Origin of the sequence: Hyphomicrobium sp. (assembly GCF_036833075.1) — a bacterium.
In the GTDB taxonomy this organism is placed as follows: Bacteria; Pseudomonadota; Alphaproteobacteria; order Rhizobiales; family Hyphomicrobiaceae; genus Hyphomicrobium_C.
In genome coordinates this window covers 16044-34236 of record NZ_DAITQL010000007.1, presented here as the reverse complement: position 1 = coordinate 34236, position 18193 = coordinate 16044, and the positions used below count along the sequence as shown (strand labels likewise).

The 18193-nt window shown below is 68.4% G+C and carries 11 protein-coding genes; 4 read left to right on the top strand and 7 right to left on the bottom strand.

The features are described from left to right. Positions 1–302 precede the first annotated feature (302 nt). Both V7082_RS03805 and dgcA read left to right on the top strand, forming a co-directional pair. Positions 303–3290 (top strand): apolipoprotein A1/A4/E domain-containing protein, encoded by a 2988-nt coding sequence (locus V7082_RS03805; RefSeq protein WP_334146292.1) that lies wholly within the window; start codon positions 303–305, stop codon positions 3288–3290. Positions 3291–3318: 28 nt separating this feature from the next. Continuing rightward, entirely contained in the window at positions 3319–4302 is a 984-nt protein-coding gene (gene dgcA / locus V7082_RS03800; RefSeq protein WP_334146291.1) for an N-acetyl-D-Glu racemase DgcA, read from the top strand. Positions 4303–4617: 315 nt separating this feature from the next. Here the strand turns inward: dgcA and V7082_RS03795 are convergent, their stop codons facing one another. The 7 genes from V7082_RS03795 to V7082_RS03765 form a co-directional block, all read right to left on the bottom strand. Continuing rightward, the gene (locus V7082_RS03795; protein WP_334146290.1) at positions 4618–5844 is read right to left on the bottom strand and encodes an FAD-dependent oxidoreductase; all 1227 of its coding nucleotides are present in this window, start codon (positions 5842–5844) and stop codon (positions 4618–4620) included. Positions 5845–6002: 158 nt separating this feature from the next. Then, entirely contained in the window at positions 6003–7322 is a 1320-nt protein-coding gene (gene hflX, locus V7082_RS03790; RefSeq protein WP_334146289.1) for a GTPase HflX, read from the bottom strand. 114 nt (positions 7323–7436) lie between these two features. Further along, on the bottom strand, positions 7437–7688 hold the full coding sequence (gene hfq / locus V7082_RS03785; protein ID WP_291181099.1) for an RNA chaperone Hfq: 252 nt from the start codon (positions 7686–7688) through the stop codon (positions 7437–7439). Between the two features lie 184 nt (positions 7689–7872). Beyond that, positions 7873–8733 (bottom strand): D-amino-acid transaminase, encoded by an 861-nt coding sequence (locus tag V7082_RS03780; protein ID WP_334146288.1) that lies wholly within the window; start codon positions 8731–8733, stop codon positions 7873–7875. A 55-nt stretch (positions 8734–8788) separates the two neighbouring features. After that, positions 8789–10183 carry a nitrogen assimilation response regulator NtrX gene (gene ntrX, locus V7082_RS03775; RefSeq protein WP_334146287.1) on the bottom strand — a complete coding sequence of 465 codons (1395 nt, stop codon included), beginning with the start codon at positions 10181–10183 and terminating at the stop codon, positions 8789–8791. A gap of 35 nt (positions 10184–10218) precedes the next feature. Beyond that, a complete protein-coding gene (locus tag V7082_RS03770) occupies positions 10219–12522 on the bottom strand; it encodes a sensor histidine kinase NtrY-like (protein ID WP_334146286.1) in 2304 nt (767 codons plus the stop codon). A 248-nt stretch (positions 12523–12770) separates the two neighbouring features. Beyond that, on the bottom strand, positions 12771–15026 hold the full coding sequence (locus tag V7082_RS03765) for a ComEC/Rec2 family competence protein (protein WP_334146285.1): 2256 nt from the start codon (positions 15024–15026) through the stop codon (positions 12771–12773). A 134-nt stretch (positions 15027–15160) separates the two neighbouring features. On the opposite strand from V7082_RS03765, the gene gltX reads away from it, so the two are divergent. Continuing rightward, a complete protein-coding gene (gene gltX, locus V7082_RS03760; protein ID WP_334146284.1) occupies positions 15161–16702 on the top strand; it encodes a glutamate--tRNA ligase in 1542 nt (513 codons plus the stop codon). A 171-nt stretch (positions 16703–16873) separates the two neighbouring features. Continuing rightward, entirely contained in the window at positions 16874–18181 is a 1308-nt protein-coding gene (gltA, locus tag V7082_RS03755; protein ID WP_334146283.1) for a citrate synthase, read from the top strand. Positions 18182–18193 lie beyond the last annotated feature (12 nt).

Below are 18193 nucleotides of genomic sequence, written 5' to 3'. Positions count from 1 at the left end.
CATGCTATAATGAAATCTGAACGCAATACGCTAAGTAACTGTTAAAACGTATTATAAAACGCCACGTTATTCAACGGCTTTTTCACGAGTCGTGGCAGCCGGCCGGGCGGCGCGCGAACTTCATTTAGCCCCAAAAAAAGCCTACTCGCCATGGCGACAGGCCGCTCGGGCCGCCCTGGGAGGCGCTTCGAAAAAGACCGTTGATGGGGCCCTGCGGGGAGGAAATCCCGTTTGAGCAGAAGCCTTGGACTGCGGTAGCATGAATATGTGGGGCGGCCGGCCTATTCCGGCGGAACGGGTGGATGGCTCAGGATCAGAAATCAGGCTCGGCGGCGGCTCAGAAGGCGCTGCCCAAGGCGGCTGCATCGGCGACCGCCAACAAGGCCGTTGGGGGGCCTCCGCCCCTGCCGCTTCCCTCGCCGGCTGCCGCGTCATCCGACCGTAAGGCGGACGGGGCGCCCAAGGCCGAGCCTCCGCTCGCCGCGGCCAAGGCCGAGAGCGCAAAGCCCGAGGGCAAATTCCCCGGCGTGCCTGCCGCTTCCGATTCGCTCTCTCTCATCATCCCGCCGAGCGCCATGACCAACCTCGGCTCTGCCACGGCGGCGGTCGCCCATCCGCTCCCTCCCCCGCTTCCGCAGATGGCGGCGCGGACGGCCGGCGAGCCTACCCTTACGACGGGCAACGAGCGTGCCGCCGATAAGACCCCGGCCGAGCCCGTGCGCCGCATGGCGCGGCGGCGGCCGGCCGGTCCTCCCCGCCAGAAGATCGCGGCCAACGACGACGCCCCTTCGATCGGCGGTCTGATCTACGCGCTCGAGCAGAAACCTGCCACCACGCCCTTCAAGTATGCGGCCATCGCCTCCGCCGGATGGGCCGCCATCTGCCTCGTGTTCTCCTGGATCATCGTGCGTGCCGAGCTCGAAGCGGGCGCGACGCTGGTGTCCCTGCTCGAGAAGCCCGCCACGTTCCTTACGGTGACGGCGATCATCGTGCCGATCGCCGTGCTCTGGGCGCTGGCGCTGCTCGCCTGGCGATCGGACGAGCTGCGCCTGCGATCCTCGACCATGACGGAAGTGGCGATCCGGCTCGCGGAGCCCGACCGCATGGCCGAGCAATCGGTCGCCTCACTCGGGCAGGCCGTGCGGCGGCAGGTGTCGTTCATGAACGATGCCATCTCGCGGGCGCTCGGCCGCGCGGGCGAGCTCGAGGCACTGGTGCACAACGAAGTGACGGCGCTCGAGCGCTCCTACGAGGAGAACGAGCGCAAGATCAAAGGCCTCATCCAGGAGCTCGCGGGCGAGCGCACCTCCCTGCTCTCGACCAGCGAGCGTGTGACCGACACGCTCAGGACGCTCGGCACCGACATCCCGACGCTGATCGACCGCCTCTCCAATCAGCAGGTTAAGCTGGCGCAGATCATCCAGGGCGCGGGCGAGAACCTGACGCAGCTCGAGACGGCCGTGGGCCAGAGCACCGACCGCCTCGAGAACGCGATCGGCGGCAAGACGCAGCAGTTGCAGGTCATGCTCGAAGGCTACACGACCGGGCTCGCCACGGCGCTCGGCGCGCGGACCGAGCAGCTGCAGACGGCCATTGCGGGCTACGTCGATACGCTCGACACGTCGCTCGACCAGCGCACCGAGAAGCTGCAGCGCATTTTCGACGAGTATGCGCGCGCCCTCGATACCTCGATTGCCAACCGGGCGCAGGCGCTCGACGTCCAGCTCGTCGAGCGGACCAAGGCGCTCGACGCGGCCTTCGGACAGCGCCTCAGGACGTTCGACGAGTCCATCATGCGCTCGACGATGACCATCGACTCGGCGGTCTCCGAAAAGGCCCGCGCGCTCACCAGCGCGCTCGACAATCATGCCAAGACGTTCAGCGAGACCATCGCGCGCCAGTCGGTCAATCTCGACGAGAGCCTGATGCACGGCATCAACTCGGTGCGCCGGACGAGCGAGAACATCACCCGCCAGTCGCTGAAGGCGATCGAAGGGCTCGCGGGGCAGTCCGAGATGCTGAAGCGCGTGTCGGAGAACCTGCTGGTGCAGGTCAACGCCGTCACCAACCGTTTCGAGGGCCAGGGGCAGGCCATCATGCGGGCGGCCAGCTCGCTCGAGAACGCGAACTTCAAGATCGAGTCGACGCTGCAGGGCCGCCACGCCGAGCTCACCCAGACGATGGAGCAGCTCTCCGGCAAGGCCGACGAGTTCGGTCGTCTCGTGCAGGGCTTCTCGTCGTCGATGGAAGGCTCGCTGACGAGCGCCGAGCAGCGCGCGCGCGCGGCGGCGGAGCATCTTCGCCTCAGCACGGAAGCGGCCCAGCGCTCGGCGATGGCCGATCTCGAGCGGTTCCGCATGGAGGCAGGTGCGGAAGGCGAGCGCACGCTCGACGAGCTCAAGAACCGCTTCTCGTCGATCTCGAACGTCGTCAGCGAGCAGCTCTCGACGCTGACGAGCCGGTTCGACGAGACCTCGGACGAGGTGCGCCAGCGCGCGAGCCGGGCCGCGGCCGACATCGCCGCAGAGCAGGCCCGCCTCAAGGAGCAGATGGACCGGCTGCCCGTCGCGACGCGCGAGAACGCCGACGCGATGCGGCGCGCGCTGCACGATCAGCTGCGCGCCATCGAGCAGCTTTCGAGCCTCACGACGCGCTCGATCATGGGCCGCGACGTGACGGCGCCGCAGCCGGCGGCCGGCACGCCCTATGCCGCCGGGCCCGGGCCGAGCCAGGGCTCGCTGACGGGCTCCTATGTTGCGGAGACACACGGCGGCTATCGGGCGCCCGCACCGTCGACGCCGTATGCGGCAGCCGCCTTGCCGCGCCCGGGCGGCACGCCCGGTTCTGCCGGCGAAAATCGCGAAGGCTGGTCGCTCGGCGACCTCCTGGCGCGCGCCTCGCGCGACGACGACGGACACGGCAGCGCACATCGGGCGGCACCGCCCGCTCCGCCGGTCAACTTCCATACGCAGATCGACGCCATTGCGCGCGCTCTCGATCCGGCGACGACGGCGGCGCTCTGGCAGCGCATCGCGGCTGGCCAGCGCGGCGTGATGGTGCGCAGCATCTACACGCCCGAGGGCCGGGCGATCTTCGACGACCTGAGCCTGCGCTACCGCAGTGACGGCGACCTTCAACGCACCATCAACCACTACCTGATCGATTTCGAGAACATCCGCCGCGATGCGGAGCAGCGCGATCCTTCGGGGCGCGCGGTCAATGCGCACCTCCTCTCCGACATGGGCCGGGTCTACCTGTTCCTGGCGCACGTGAGCGGGCGGATCACCTGACGGGAGCCGCCGCCCGCGCGGAAGACCGATGCCGGTAGCCCTGTCCGTTTCGATCGAGCGGTTCCCGCTCAAGGTGCCGTTCGTCATCTCGCGCGGCGCGAAGACGGAGGCGGCGGTCGTCGCCGTCACGCTCACCGACGGAGCGGCCGCGGGTCGTGGCGAATGCACCCCTTATGCGCGCTACGGAGAGACGCCCGACAGCGTCGCGGCGGTGATCGAGAGACTTGGCAGCGTACCGGACGCGCTTGCGAGCCGGGAGGCGCTGGCCAATGCGCTGGCCGCGGGGGCAGCGCGCAATGCGCTCGATTGCGCACTGTGGGACCTCGAGGCGAAAGCGAGCGGCGTTCCGGCCGCCTGGCGCGCTGGGCTTGCCCCCGTCGGCGGCGTCGAAACCTGCTTCACGCTGAGCCTCGATGCCCCGGAGGCGATGGCGGCGGCGGCTGGGGCTGCCCGCGCGCACCGGCTTCTCAAGCTCAAGCTCGGTGGCGACGGCGACATCGACCGCATGGCGGCTGTGCGCCAGGCGCGGCCGGACGCGCGCCTCGTGGCGGATGCCAACGAGGCGTGGAGCGACGACATGCTCGGCCCCTTCCTCGCCGCGGCGGCGGAGTCCGGGTTCGAGCTGATCGAGCAGCCGCTGCCGGCGGACGCGGACTGGATGCTCGAAGGGCTCCAGCATTCGGTTCCCGTCTGCGCTGACGAGAGCGTGCACACGCGCGCCGACCTGGCCGAGGTCATGCATCGCTACGATGCCGTCAACATCAAGCTCGACAAGGCCGGCGGATTGACCGAGGCGATAGCCATGGCGGACGCTGCGCGCGCCGCCGGGCTCAAGGTGATGGTCGGCTCGATGGTGGCGACGTCGCTCGCGGTGGCACCGGCCTTTCTGCTCGCGCAGGGGGCGGACTGGGTCGATCTCGACGGTCCGCTGCTGCTCGCGCGCGACCGGGAGCCTTCGGTCACGTTCGAGGCCGGCCTCCTTCATCCGCCGCCAGCGCTGCTGTGGGGTTAGGACCGTTCCGGCTTGGGTGGAAGCATGGCCGTGCGGGCAATCAGCGTGTCTGGACACCGGCCTTCGCCGGAGTGACGAATTATTGGTGGCGATCCAATTGCCCGATTTCAACGTCATCCCGGCATCATGGCGGAGCCATGCTCCGCATTGGCGGCCGGGATCCAGATACGCTTCCGCATACCGAACCCCTGTGTTTCCACCTGAAACGGAAATGCTCTAGCAGGATCGCTTCGGATGATCCGTCCCAAGCGTCGCGCGTCGGTCTCCTCTGGCAACGATCGCGCTGGCCTCAGCGCTTCCGCACCACCCAGCACCTCAATGTGCCGCCCGGATGAACTCCGCCACGTGCTCGCGCCGGACACCGAGGCCGAGCACCCGCGCCGGAAGGCGCTGCAAGACCGGACAGCGCTGCATGAGGCGTAGCGCGCGGGGCGGCGCCGGCTGCTCCTTGAGCTCGAGCACCGGCCCGATGATCCTGTTCTGCGCGATAAGCTGGATTGCTTGCGTGACGCGGGTCGGAAACAGGCGCCGCCTCTGCACCGCCTTGAGATCTTCGACGTCGAGCGTTCCCGCCTTCAACGGCGCTGCGAGCCTGTTCGCCGCCGCCACGGCATCCTGCACCGCAAGGTTCACGCCCACGCCGCCGATCGGGCTCATCGCATGCGCCGCATCCCCGATGCAGAGGAAGCCCTGCCGGTACCATTGCCTGAGACGGTCGACGCGTACCGTGAGCAGGCTCACGTCGTCCCAACTCGCGATTGTGGCCAGGCGCGCGGGATCCCATTTCAGGCCCGCCGCAATCGTCTCGCGGAAGGCCGCGAGCCCGGCCGCCTTGAGGGTCTCGAACGCGCCCTTGGGAATAACGTAGGCGCATTGCCAATAGTCGCCGCGGAAGATCTGGACGAGGATCGAGCCCGCGCCGACGCGGCCCATGGTCTCGCCGGCCTCACCCGGCCGCGCCGGCACGCGGAACCACAGCGCATCCATCGGCGCTCCGAGATCGTCGACCACGAGCCCCGCACGCGCACGCAACACTGAGTTGCGCCCGTCCGCCGCGACCACGAGATCGGCGCGGATCTCGATCGGGCCCTCGGGCGACATCGCCCGGACGCCGACCACCGTATCGCCTTTCTCGATGAGGCCGGTCGCCTCCGTGCTCATGCGGAGCATGAAGGTCTCGTATCCCGCACCCTCGGAGGCGACGAAGTTCAGGAAATCCCACTGCGGCATCATGGCGATGTAGGGTTCGCGCACCGGCAGGTGCGTGAAATCCGCGATCATCACCGGCGTGTCGCCGACCATCGCGCCGAGCTTGCGCACCTTCTGATGGGGAAGGGCGAGAAAGCGATCGATGAGGCCGAGCTCCGCCATCACCTCGAGCGTCGAGGGATGCACGGTATCGCCGCGAAAATCACGCAGGAAGTCGGCGTGCTTCTCGAGCACGATCACGGCGACGCCGGCCCGCGCGAGCAGGTAGCCGAGCATCAGCCCCGCCGGTCCGCCGCCGGCGATGCAGCATTGGGTCTCGAGATTGCCCGCCATCGCGCCTCCGGATCGGCTACCGCACGCCTCTTTCCTCCAACGATCGAGTGCCGTCCGTCGTTCCCGCTGAACGGGCATGCCTCCGGCATGACGTTCGCGACACGCCCTCGGCCGGGCGCCGGGCGACGCTCCGAATGTTCCGAATGCTTTCCTGCGTCCTACGACGGCAGCGAAAGGCCCGCGCGCTCGAGCTGATGGCGAAGACGCATCTTTTTCTCCGACGCGATCCGCACGCGCGCGAGCGTCGCGCCCGTGTCGTCCGTCTCCTGCGAGAGCACGTCCGCATTCTCGTGCAGCCAGGCGAGCAGGCGGCCCTCGTGGGCCGGCAGCGTCAGCATGACGATCTCGTCGGCCACGCCGAGCCGCTCGTCGATCGTGTCGAGCAGGCGGGCCACGCCGTCGCCGGTCACAGCCGACATCGGCACGGCCGGCGGCGTGCGGAACCGTGCCGCCGCCTCGGCCTCGGCGTGGGTGACCGGCGACAGGAGGTCGATCTTGTTCCACACTTCGAGGATGCGTCCGTCGGCGGCCACCGTATCGACGCCGAGGTCGGCGAGCACGCGCTCCACGTCCCGCGCCTGCGCTTCCGTCTCGGCATGCGAGATGTCGCGCACGTGCAGGATCAGGTCCGCCTCGATCACCTCTTCGAGCGTCGCGCGGAACGCGGCGACGAGTTGTGTCGGCAGGTCGGAGATGAAGCCCACCGTATCGGACAGGATGATGCGCCGCCCGGAGGGCAGCCGGACCTCGCGCATGGTGGGATCGAGCGTCGCGAAGACCTGGTCCATGGCGAGCACGCCGGCGCCGGCAACGCGGTTGAACAGCGTCGACTTGCCGGCGTTCGTGTAACCGACGATGGCGACGATCGGATACGGCACCTTGCGCCGGCCCTTGCGATGCAGGTCGCGCGTGCGAACCACGCCCTCGAGCTCGCGCTTGATGGCGACGATGCGCTCGTCGAGCATGCGCCGGTCGAGCTCGATCTGTGCCTCGCCTGGGCCGCCGAGGAAGCCGCGACCGCCGCGCTGGCGCTCGAGATGGGTCCAGGCCCGCACCAGCCGGCCTTTCTGGTAGGAGAGATGGGCCAGCTCCACCTGCAGCCGCCCCTCGCGAGTCTGGGCGCGCCGGCCGAAGATCTCGAGGATGAGGCCGGTGCGGTCGAGCACCTTCGCGTTCCAGGCGCGCTCGAGGTTGCGCTGCTGCACGGGGCTGATGGCGTGATCGACGATCACGAGGCCGATCTCGCTCGTGGCAATGCGCTCCCTGATCTCCTCGACTTTGCCCGAGCCGAACAGCGTGCCGGGCTTCGGGTGCGGCACCGGCACGAGATCGACGCCGACCACGTCGAGGTCGATGGCCTCTGCGAGACCCTTGGCCTCGGCGAGCCGGTCCTCGGGCGAATGCATGGAAACCGGACGTGCGGTCTCGCCGCCCCCGCGGGCGCGCGAGAGCACCGGCACGAGCACGAGCGTGCGCATCGCGCGCGCCCGGGCACTCGCGTCATCGGTCAGAGCTGACGATCTGCTGCCCGGCTTGTCCGGGCTTGTCTTGGCCGGTCCGACGTCCGGCTTGGTGGAGCGGTCGATGGGATCCTACCCTTGCTGACCGTCGACCTCCGCTTCCATGAGATGGACCGGAGCGCCCGGCATGATGGTCGATATGGCATGCTTATAGACCAACTGCGAGTGGCCGTCGCGGCGCAAGAGAACGCAAAAATTGTCGAACCACGTCACGATGCCCTGCAGCTTGACACCGTTGACGAGGAAGATCGTGAGGGGGGTCTTGCTCTTGCGGACGTGGTTGAGAAACGTGTCCTGAAGGTTCTGAGCGCGATCTGCGGCCATCTTTGTTGCCTCTTCTTATTCAGCCTCTTGCTGGACTTTGATCTTGGTCGCCTGCTGGAAGGCCGTTCTGCCAAGCCGGCCGGGGAGCTCATCATTAGGGAGCAGCTAACCTCTCCGGATTGCGGAACAATAAGCGTGACATGCGGGCGGGACAACAACATGCGAGAATCCAGTTCGCCGCACCTTAGGGAGAAAGTTCGGCAGCCTGATGAAAGATTGAGCGCAGACGGCGCGTCAGCTCTCCGGGACGTCCGTCCCCGATGGGAACTTTGTCGATCGCCACGACGGGCATGACGGTGCCGGATGCCGAGGTGATGAAGGCTTCGCGCGCGGCAAGCGCCTCGTCGACGCTGAACGGTCGCTCCGTGAACGGGATTTTTTCCCGATCGAGCACATCGACGAGTGTTCTGCGTGTCACGCCGGGCAGGATTGCGTTCCCGGCTGGTCTCGTGACGATCATGCCGGATCGCTCGACGATCCAGGCGTTGCTCGAGGCGCCTTCGGTGACGAATCCGTCCGGATCGACGAACCAGGCCTCCTGGGCGCCCTCCTTCTCTGCCGCCGCCTTGGCCAGCACCGCAGGCAGCAGCATGACGGTTTTGATGTCGCAGCGGCCCCAGCGGATGTCGGGCAGGGTCTTGATGGCGATGCCGTTCGTCGCCCGCGCATCGCGCCTGGCGTCATCCACGCGCCGCGCGAGACAGACCACCGTCGGCGTGACCTCGCCCGCCGGGAACGGGAAATCCCGCGGCGCGGTCCCGCGCGTCACCTGAAGGTAGACGAGGCCCGTCCGCACGCGGTTGCGCCGGATCACCTCGCGCAGCACCAGCCCGAGCGCACGCCGCGACATCGGCATGGCGATGCGAAGCTCACCCAGCGACCGCTCGAGCCGGTCCATGTGCCGCGTCTCGTCGACGATCCGGCCTCCATTCACCTCGCAGACCTCGTAGATCGCGTCAGCGAACTGGAACCCCCTGTCCTCCACATGCACGCCCGCCTGCGCATAAGGCAGGTAGCGCCCGTTGACGTAGACGACGCGCGTCATGCTCGATCCTGCTGCCTACCGACTTGCCCGTTGCCCGCTGCCTGCCGCCCCTCTCTCACCCCACCTTCTCGCCCACCCGCTGCTCGGAAGAGACCCCGAGCGCGCGCAGCTTCCGGTGCAGCGCCGAGCGCTCCATGCCGACGAACTCCGCCGTGCGCGAGATGTTGCCGCCGAAGCGATTGATCTGCGCGAGCAGGTACTCGCGCTCGAAGATCTCGCGCGCCTCGCGCAACGGCAGGCTCATCAGGTGCTCGGCGCCGCCGTTGACCGGCAGCGGCACGTTGGAGCCGATCTCCTCGGGGAGCATGTCCGCCGTGATCACTGCGCCGGGATCTCCGCCGGCGAGGATCATCAGACGCTCGATGTTGTTCCTGAGCTCGCGCACGTTGCCGGGCCAGTCGTGCGCCTGCAGCACGGCGATCGCGTCCTCGCCGATGTGGCGCGGCGCAAGGCCCGAGGCCTGCGAGAGCTGGCTCACGAAATACTGGATGAGGTCGGGGATATCCTCGCGCCGCTCGGCGAGCCCCGGAACGCGCAGCGGTACCACGTTGAGCCGGTGATAGAGGTCCTCGCGGAAGCGCCCCTCGCTCATCTCGCGCTCGAGGTCGCGGCTCGTCGAGGAGACGATGCGCACGTCGACCGAGACCTTCTGCGCGCCGCCGAGCCTCTGGAACTTCTGCTCGACGAGCACGCGCAGCACCTTGCCCTGCGTCTCGAGCGGCATGTCGGCCACCTCGTCGATGTAGAGCGTGCCGCCGTGGGCTTCCTCGAGGGCACCCACCTTGCGTGGGCCACCAGAGCGGTCCTCGGTGCCGAACAGCTCCTCCTCCACGCGGTCGGGCGCCATCGAGGCGGCGTTGAGCACGATGAACGGCCCGTCGGCGCGCTGCGACTTCTGGTGCAGGATGCGCGCGGCGAGCTCCTTGCCCGCTCCCGACGCGCCGCGGATCAGGATGCGGCTGTTGGTCGGCGCGAGCCTGTCGATGGCGCTCTTCAACTGGTTGATGGCCGGCGACTTGCCGACCATCTCCGCAGAGACAGTCGAGCGCTCCTTGAGCTCGCGCACCTCGCGCTTGAGCTGCGAGGCCTCGAGCGCACGCAGCGTCACGAGCACCAGCCGGTCCGCCTTGAACGGCTTTTCGATGTAGTCGTAGGCGCCCCGCTTGATGGCGGTAACGGCCGTCTCGACGTTTCCGTGCCCGGAGATGATCACCACGGGCAGATCGGGATAGGTGCGCTTGATCACGGACAGAACCTCGAGCCCGTCGAGGCGGCTCCCCTGCAGCCAGATGTCGAGGATGACGAGCTGCGGACGGCGCTCCTCGATGATCCGCAGCGCCTCATCGCTGTCGCGCGCCAGCCGCGTGCGATGCCCTTCGTCCTCGAGAATGCCCGCGACGAGCTCGCGGATATCCGCTTCGTCGTCGACAATCAGGATGTCTGCAGCCATGGCTCAACTCCCTCGTGCTCTCGTCCGTGTTCGTCTCAGATCTCGCGGCCGCCGGCCGCACGTTTGCGCCCGCCATCCTCGCCCGCGGTCTTTTCGGTCGTGGATTTCGGCGCCAGCATGGACAGCGGGAAGGCCAGTGTCACGCGCGCGCCGGTCGGTCGTCCGGGTGCGGGCGGCGCATCGTCGAGCAGAAGCTCGCCGCCGTGCTGCTCGGTGATCTTGGCGACGATGGCGAGACCAAGCCCCGTCCCCTTGCTGCCCTTTGTGGTGACGTAGGGCTCGAGCAGGCGCGACCGGTTCTGCTTCGGCAGCCCGGGCCCGTTGTCGATGACCTCGATGGCGACCGTCGTGTCGCCGACGCGAAGCGCGATGTCGACCTGGGCTGTCCGGCCGGGCTCGGCCTCGGCCGCACCCTCGACGGCTTCGGTGGCGTTCTTGACGAGATTGGTCACCGCCTGCGTGAGAAGCCTGCGGTCGAAGGCGGCCGCCAGCGGAGCGTCCGGCAGCGTGAGCCCGTAGATCACGCCGCCGTGGCTTTCGCGGAACAGGATCACCGAATCCATCACCGCGTCGCGAAGATCGCCGATCTCGATCACGGGCTTCGGGATGCGGGCGAAGGACGCGAACTCGTCGACCATGGTCTTGATGTCGCCGGCCTGCCGCTCGATGGTCGCCGTGAGCTTCTCGAAGGTGTCGCGGTCGTCGACGATCACCTTGCCGTATTTGCGCCGGATCCGCTCGGCGGAGAGGATGATCGGCGTCAGCGGGTTCTTGATCTCGTGGGCGATGCGGCGTGCGACGTCGGCCCAGGCCGACGTGCGCTGCGCCGAGACCAGCTCCGTGATGTCGTCGAACGTCACCACCGAGCCCACGTCTCCGGGACCTGCCTTCTCGCGCGTGACGGAGACGGCGAACGTGCGCTCGTCCTCGCCGATGATGATCGAGATCTCCTGCGAGCCGCGCGACTTGGCGCCCTGCTCCTCGCGCCGATCGAGCGCAGGGGCGAGCATCGGCAGCGCATCGACGAGCTTCTTGCCGACGATTTCCTGCTCGGTCGTCGCCAGAAGCTGGGCTGCGGCGCGGCTGACGAGCGTGATGCGGTCCTGGCTGTCGAGGCCGATGACGCCCGCCGAGACCCCGGACAGCACCGCCTCCATGAAGCGCCGCCGGTCGGTGAGCTGCTCGTTGGCGGTCATCAGAGCGTCGCGCTGGTGCTTGAGCTCCCGCGTCATGGTGTTGAAGGTCGTCGAGAGGCGCCTCAGGTCGCCCTCGCCGCGCCGCTCGGGAAGCTCCACTGAAAGGTTGCCGCGCGAGACGTCCTGCGCCGCCTCGATGAGCCGCCGGATCGGCGCCACGAAGCGGCTCGCGAACCACAGGCCGACCCAGATCGCCGCCAGAAGCGCCGTCATCGAGATCATGAAGTAGATGAGCCCGTGCGCGAGCTTGAGGCCGCCGCGCGCCGCCCGTAGGCGATTGTACTCGTCGACGCTCTGCGCGGTGCGCTGCAGATGCCCCATCACCTTGGGATCGAGGAGCCGCGTCACGTAGAGGAGCCGGTCGGGATAGCGGTTGAGCATCGCCACGGCCGAGACCTGCGACGTGCCCGTCGGCGTGAAGAGCGCCACCTGACCCAGGGCCGCCTGTTTCAGATCGTAGAGCGGCACCGACGTGAACGGCATCTCCTTGTCTTCGAGCGCCGCCACCACCGGATCGCCGCGCCCGTCGATCACGTAGGCGACGGGGATGTCGCGCAGCCCGGCCTGGGCGATGACGTGCTGCTTGAACTCCGGCGTATCGGCGGGAATGTGGTCGGCCGCCGAATCGATATCGCGCACCATGTTGGCCACATCCGTGCGCAGGAGCTGCCCGTGCTCCACCACGTACGCCTGAGCCACCTCGACAGAGTTGTTGATGATCGCGCGCGTGCGCGCGGAGAACCAGCCGTCGAGCGAGCGCGAGAACGTCGTCGTGGCCGCCGCCGCCAGCAGGAGGGCCGGAATGGCGGCGATGATCGAGAACAGGAGCACGATGCGCACATGCAGCCGCGCGCCGGGGAGCCGCGCGCGCCACGCGCGCCACATGCCGAAGCCCCGCCAGGCGATCACCCCGATCATGGCCGCGATCAGCAGCACGTTGATCAAAAGCGCGCCGAGCACGATGTCGTCGCGCGGTGCGATCGGAGTGAGGCCGGTCAGGATGAGATAGGTCGCCAGCGCCGAGACGAGCGACAGCACGACCACCACGAGGCCGATCCAGAACGCCCGATCGCTGAGATCGAGCAGCGGAGCGGCCGCACTCCGCGTCCACCCGGCCGTGCTTGGCGAGCGTGTCTCGCGCATTGACCCTTCCATGCTCAGCCTGTGGAGACCTGTGAGAGTGTAACCTTCCGAGCACGAGTGCTCGCATCGGATATGCGTCTTCGCCACTTCAGCCTGATCACGTGGCGTGCGCTGTGCACAAGTCACACAATAACTGTGACATTCTTGCGACGCAATGCGTGCGACTGATCGACGTTGCGTGCAAGGCGGCAACGGCGCTGTGGCGAAATGTGACGCAAACCCCGCGCAAACCCCGCGCAAACGGCGCGTCAGTCGGTGTCGCGGGAGGCTCGGGGGCGGTCGGCGGTCCCGGTCCGGAAGGGCTGCGGACGCCCGGTCTCGGTTCGAGCGGGCCGCGGACGCGCGGCCTCAGTGGGAACGGACCTCGGCGGACGCGCGGCCCAGGGCCGGTCGCCGCGGCTGCCGGCGACCGTCTCCACGCGCGCGATGCGCGCCACGCCGCCGTCGCCCGCCGTGAGGTAGATCGCATGGGTCCCGTCGCGGCGTAGCGCCCGGCGGTCGATGACGATGAGGGGTGCGGTGCAGTCGCGAGGCGGGCGCGGCACCGTGACGACGATCTCGGACCTCATGCAGTCCTCGGCGATGGTGGCGGGATGGCGTGCCACGGCGATGCCGAGGCCCTGCGCGGTTGCCGTGCAGCCCACGCCGTCGCACCGAAAGGCGCGGGTCTTGAGGACCTCGCTCGCCGGGCGCCCGTCCCCGTCGTGCTGCAGCCACCGCCCGAGCTCGAAGCCGCCGCGGCCCACACCCGTCGCGGCGAGGCGGCCGTCGGCTCCGCGCACCGCGACCAGCTCCCCTCCCCGCCCGGCCAGAATGTCGGGGTGTACGGTGCCGCCTGCGATGAGCACGCCGCCGCCGATGGCGGCGAGGCCGAGCATGCGCCAACGCGTCTGCCAGAGGGTCAGCCACAGGCCACCGGCGATCATCAGGGCAAAACCGGCATCCGAGATCGCGGAAATATTGATGACGGCGCCCGGGAGCGCTGCCACCTGCTCCGCCGTCGCCGTCATGGCGTCGATGCCTTTGGCCATCACGGCGAGCGGCAGGCTCTCGAGGCCGAGAGGCATCAGGACGAGCGTCAGCAGGGCGGCCGGCATGACGATCAGGTTGCATATCGGAATAGCGACGAGGTTGGCGAGGAGCGCGTACTGCTGGCTGCGCTGGAAATGAAACACGCCGATGGGCGCAACGGAGAGGCTCGCGATCACGGTCGAAGCGACGATGCCGCCGAGGAAGAGGGCAACGGTGCGAACCCATTCGCCGCGCTCCCGCTCCCTCGCGCGTTCCCGGGCGGCCTCGTAGGCGGCGATCAGTGACACGACGGCCGCGAACGACATCTGGAAGCCCGGATCGAGCAGGCTCTCCGGCATGAGCAGCAGCACGACGAGCGCGGCGATGGCGACGTTGCGCATCGCGAGCGCCTGCCGGTCGAGCATGACGGCGACGAACATGATGGCGATCATCAGGAAGGCGCGGACGGCCGGGATCGAGCTCCCGGAGATGAGGAGATAGGCGATGGCGCCGGCGAGCGCGGCCGCCGCTGCCCACTTCTTGGTGGGGTATCGGAGGGCGATCGACGGGACGGCGGCGAGGAGGCTTCGGATCGCGGCGTAGACGAAGCCGGCCATGATGGCCATGTGGAGGCCCGAGATCGAGAGGATGTGCACGAGCCCGGAGTCGCGATAGGCGGCGTTGGTGCGCTCCGTGATGGCGCCGCGCTCGCCGGTGATCAGGGACACGGCGATGGCGCCCGTCTCGCCGGGAACCGCAGCGCGGATCCTTTCGCCGATGTCCTGGCGCAGGCGCTCGAGCGCATCCTTGGCGCGCTGGGGCAGACCCTGCCCCTCCCCATCCACATCCGCGCGCACGATCCGGTCCGGAGGCCGGACCGCGAAACCGGTCGCGCCCAGCCCCTGGAACCAGGCCCAGCGCGCGAAATCGAAACCGCCGGGAAGGGCCGGGATGGAGGGCGGACGCAGTGTCGCCCGGAGGCGGACCCGATCGCCGGGCTTCAACGCCTCGCGCAGGCTCATCACGCGCACGCGGATGCGGGCCGGCCGCTGCTCTGCGGCGAGGCCCCGGATCGCGGTGACGCGGATCGTGAGCCGCGCGCCGCGCGTCGGGCGCAGCTCGATCAGCTCGACGACGCCGTCGATATCGGCGCGGCGCATCTCGAAGGCGAGCACCGGCGCGCGCGTCCACTCCGTGCGGAGCTTGGCTGCGGCGAAGCCCGCCGAAGCCGCGAGCACGCCCAAGGCCGCCACATAGAGGAGGCCGGCGCCCCGGCTCGCGACCGCCACGCCGAGGCCGACGAGGGGAAGCGTGAGCGCGGTCCAGAGGCCGGGCTCGGTTGCGAGCGCGAAATAGAGGGCGATGCCCACGCCGACGGCCACGGGCAGCCAGACGAACCAGCGCGCACGCTCCTCTTCGAAACGCCGGGCGAGACCGCCCTCGCCCGCCCGACGCGCGAGGCGCCGCGCGGCTTCCCGCACGGGCGCCGCCACGCGCCCTCGTCCTCCGTTGCGGCCGTGCGCGCCCTCCATCCCCGTCCCCGCACCTCGACCGGGAGTGCTGGTCTCTCCCGCGCGGCCTATGCTACATGGCGGGCCAACCAGCAGAAACCCGAGCCTGATCACACATGACGGACTCCCAACGGACAGAGAGCGGCGCTCCCGTCGTGCGCTTCGCGCCCTCGCCCACCGGCTATCTCCATATCGGCGGCGCGCGTACGGCGCTTTTCAACTGGCTCTACGCGCGCGGGCGCGGCGGCAAATATCTCCTGCGCATCGAGGACACGGACCGGGAGCGCAACAATCCCGACGCCGTGGCGGCGATCCTCGACGGTCTTGCCTGGCTCGGCCTCGACTGGGACGGCGAGCCGGTCTCGCAGTTCTCGCGCGCCGACCGGCACCGCGAGGTGGCCATGGCGCTGCTCGAGACGGGGAATGCCTACCGCTGCTACATGACGCCCGCCGAGATCGACGCCGAGCGGCGGCGCGCGGAGGCCGAGAAGCGGCCGCTCACGATCCTGTCGCCGTGGCGAGACCGCGATCCCGCCGAGGCGCCAGCCGACGCGCCGTTCGCCGTTCGCCTCCGGGCGCCGCGCGAGGGCGAGACCGTGATCGAGGATCACGTCCAGGGGCGCGTCGTGTTCCAGAACAAGGAGCTCGACGACCTCATCATCCTCAGAAGCGACGGCAACCCGACCTATAACCTCGCCGTGGTGGTCGACGACCACGACATGGGTGTCACGCACGTCATCCGCGGCGTCGATCATCTGACGAATGCGGCGCGGCAGACGCAGATCTATCGCGGCATGGGATGGGCCGTGCCCGATTGGGCGCACGTGCCGCTCATCCACGGCGCCGACGGGGCCAAGCTCTCCAAGCGCCACGGCGCGCAGGGCGTCGAGGAGTATCGCGCCATGGGCTACCTGCCGGCGGCGCTCCGGAACTACCTCGTGCGGCTCGGCTGGAGCCACGGCGACGACGAGATCATGTCGACGGACCAGCTCGTCCAATGGTTCGACATCGACGGCATCAACAAGAGCGCGGCGCGCTTCGACTTCAAGAAGCTCGACGACCTGAACGGCCATTATCTGCGCCAGGCGCGCGACGAGGACCTGCTGGCCGGCGTCAAGAGCCTTCTGCCGCGTCTCGACTTCGCCGCGCTCAAGGCGCTTCCCGTGGATCCCAAAGCGCCGGCGCGTGCGGACATCGCGCTCGCCCGCGAGGTCGAGGACCGGGTGCCCGGCGCCGCGACCGGCGCCGATCTCGCGCAGCTCTTCGAGGCCAGAGGCTGGGAGGCGCTCGCCGCCGCCCTCCCCGCGCTCAAGGAGCGCGCGAAGACGCTTGCGGAGCTCGTCGGGCAGGCGCTGTTCCTCGTCGCGTCCCGTCCTATCCGCCTGGATGACAAGGCCCAAAAGCTGATGGATGCTGAGGCCAGGGCGATTCTGAAGGCGATCGTGCCGCGCCTCGAAACCTCTGCGGACTGGAACCCGACGGCGCTCGAGGCGCTTGTGCGAGGATATGCCGAGGAGACCGGAACGAAGCTCGGTAAGGTTGCGCAACCCCTGCGGTCCGCCCTGACCGGCAGAACCGTGTCGCCGCCGGTCTTCGACGTGATGGGAGTTCTGGGACGGGATGAGACATTGGCCCGGCTTTCGGATCAGGCGCACTGAACCCGCTTCGATGTGCGACGTTCGGGCGGTTGCCAGCGCAAATTACCGCCTGATTTGGCTTTCCGGATTGCGAGTCGGCTGGGTATACTGCAGCGCAACATCCGCCCGGTCCGCAACCCCGGACGGTCGTCTGCGCAAAGATCAATCAGGGTCCAGACCCAGGAGACGTACATGAGCATTCATCAGCGCTCGAAGCCGGAGTGCAAGGCCGAGCTCAGCCTCAAGGGCCAGACGGTGTCGCTCGATGTGCGCAGCGGAACGATCGGGCCGGACGTGATCGATATCGGCCACGTGTACCGCGATACCGGCTGCTTCACCTACGATCCAGGCTTCACCTCGACGGCCAACTGCTCGTCGGCGATCACCTTCATCGACGGCGAGAAGGGGGAGCTGCTCTATCGCGGCTACGCGATCGACGAGCTCGCCGAGAACTCGAACTTCCTCGCGACCTGCTATCTGCTGCTGCACGGGGAGCTGCCGAGCAACGAAGAGTTCAAGGCGTTCCGGCACACGATCACGCGCCACACCATGGTGCATGAGCAGATGACGCGCTTCTTCAGCGGTTTCCGCCGCGACGCGCATCCGATGTCGGTCATGGTCGCCGTGGTCGGCGCGCTGTCGTCATTCTATCACGACTCGACCGACATCAACGATACGAGGCAGCGCGAGACGGCGAGCCATCGCATGATCGCCAAGATGCCGACGATCGCGGCCATGGCCTACAAATATTCCATGGGTCAGCCGTTCATCTATCCGCGCAACGACCTCGACTACACGTCGAACTTCCTGCAGATGTGCTTCTCGGTGCCGTGCGAGCCCTACATCGTCAACCCCGTGGTGGCGCGCGCGCTCGACCGCATTTTCATCCTGCATGCCGACCACGAGCAGAACGCATCGACCTCGACGGTCCGGCTCGCCGGCTCGTCGGGAGCCAACCCGTTCGCCTGCATCGCCGCCGGCATCGCGTGCCTCTGGGGCCCGGCGCATGGCGGCGCGAACGAAGCCGCCCTCAACATGCTCGAGGAGATCGGCACCGTCGACCGCATCCCCGAGTACATCAAGAAGGCCAAGGACAAGTCGTCCGGCTTCCGTCTCATGGGCTTCGGGCACCGCGTGTACAAGAACTACGACCCGCGCGCCAAGGTGATGCAGAAGACCTGCCACCAGGTGCTGGATGCGCTCGACAAGCGCGAGACACCGCTCCTCAAGGTGGCGCTGGAGCTCGAGCGGATCGCGCTCGAGGACGACTACTTCATCGAGAAGAAGCTCTATCCGAACATCGATTTCTATTCGGGCATCACGCTGCGCGCGATGGGCTTCCCGGTGTCGATGTTCACGGTGCTGTTCGCGGTCGCCCGCACGGTGGGCTGGATCGCCCAGTGGAAAGAGATGATCGAGGATCCGGAGCAGCGCATCGGCCGCCCCCGCCAGCTCTACATCGGCCCGGCGCGCCGTCCCTTCCCGAAGCCCGGTGAGTAGCCGGCCTTCGCC

Excerpts from the sequence above, each read along its gene's own strand:
- ntrX (WP_334146287.1), bottom strand. The coding sequence starts at position 10,183 with ATGGCTGCAGACATCCTGATTGTCGACGACGAAGCGGATATCCGCGAG.
- V7082_RS03805 (WP_334146292.1), top strand. The coding sequence starts at position 303 with ATGGCTCAGGATCAGAAATCAGGCTCGGCGGCGGCTCAGAAGGCGCTG.
- dgcA (WP_334146291.1), top strand. The coding sequence starts at position 3,319 with ATGCCGGTAGCCCTGTCCGTTTCGATCGAGCGGTTCCCGCTCAAGGTG.
- V7082_RS03780 (WP_334146288.1), bottom strand. The coding sequence starts at position 8,733 with ATGACGCGCGTCGTCTACGTCAACGGGCGCTACCTGCCTTATGCGCAG.
- hflX (WP_334146289.1), bottom strand. The coding sequence starts at position 7,322 with ATGCGCACGCTCGTGCTCGTGCCGGTGCTCTCGCGCGCCCGCGGGGGC.
- gltX (WP_334146284.1), top strand. The coding sequence starts at position 15,161 with ATGACGGACTCCCAACGGACAGAGAGCGGCGCTCCCGTCGTGCGCTTC.
- V7082_RS03795 (WP_334146290.1), bottom strand. The coding sequence starts at position 5,844 with ATGGCGGGCAATCTCGAGACCCAATGCTGCATCGCCGGCGGCGGACCG.
- gltA (WP_334146283.1), top strand. The coding sequence starts at position 16,874 with ATGAGCATTCATCAGCGCTCGAAGCCGGAGTGCAAGGCCGAGCTCAGC.
- hfq (WP_291181099.1), bottom strand. The coding sequence starts at position 7,688 with ATGGCCGCAGATCGCGCTCAGAACCTTCAGGACACGTTTCTCAACCAC.
- V7082_RS03770 (WP_334146286.1), bottom strand. The coding sequence starts at position 12,522 with ATGCGCGAGACACGCTCGCCAAGCACGGCCGGGTGGACGCGGAGTGCG.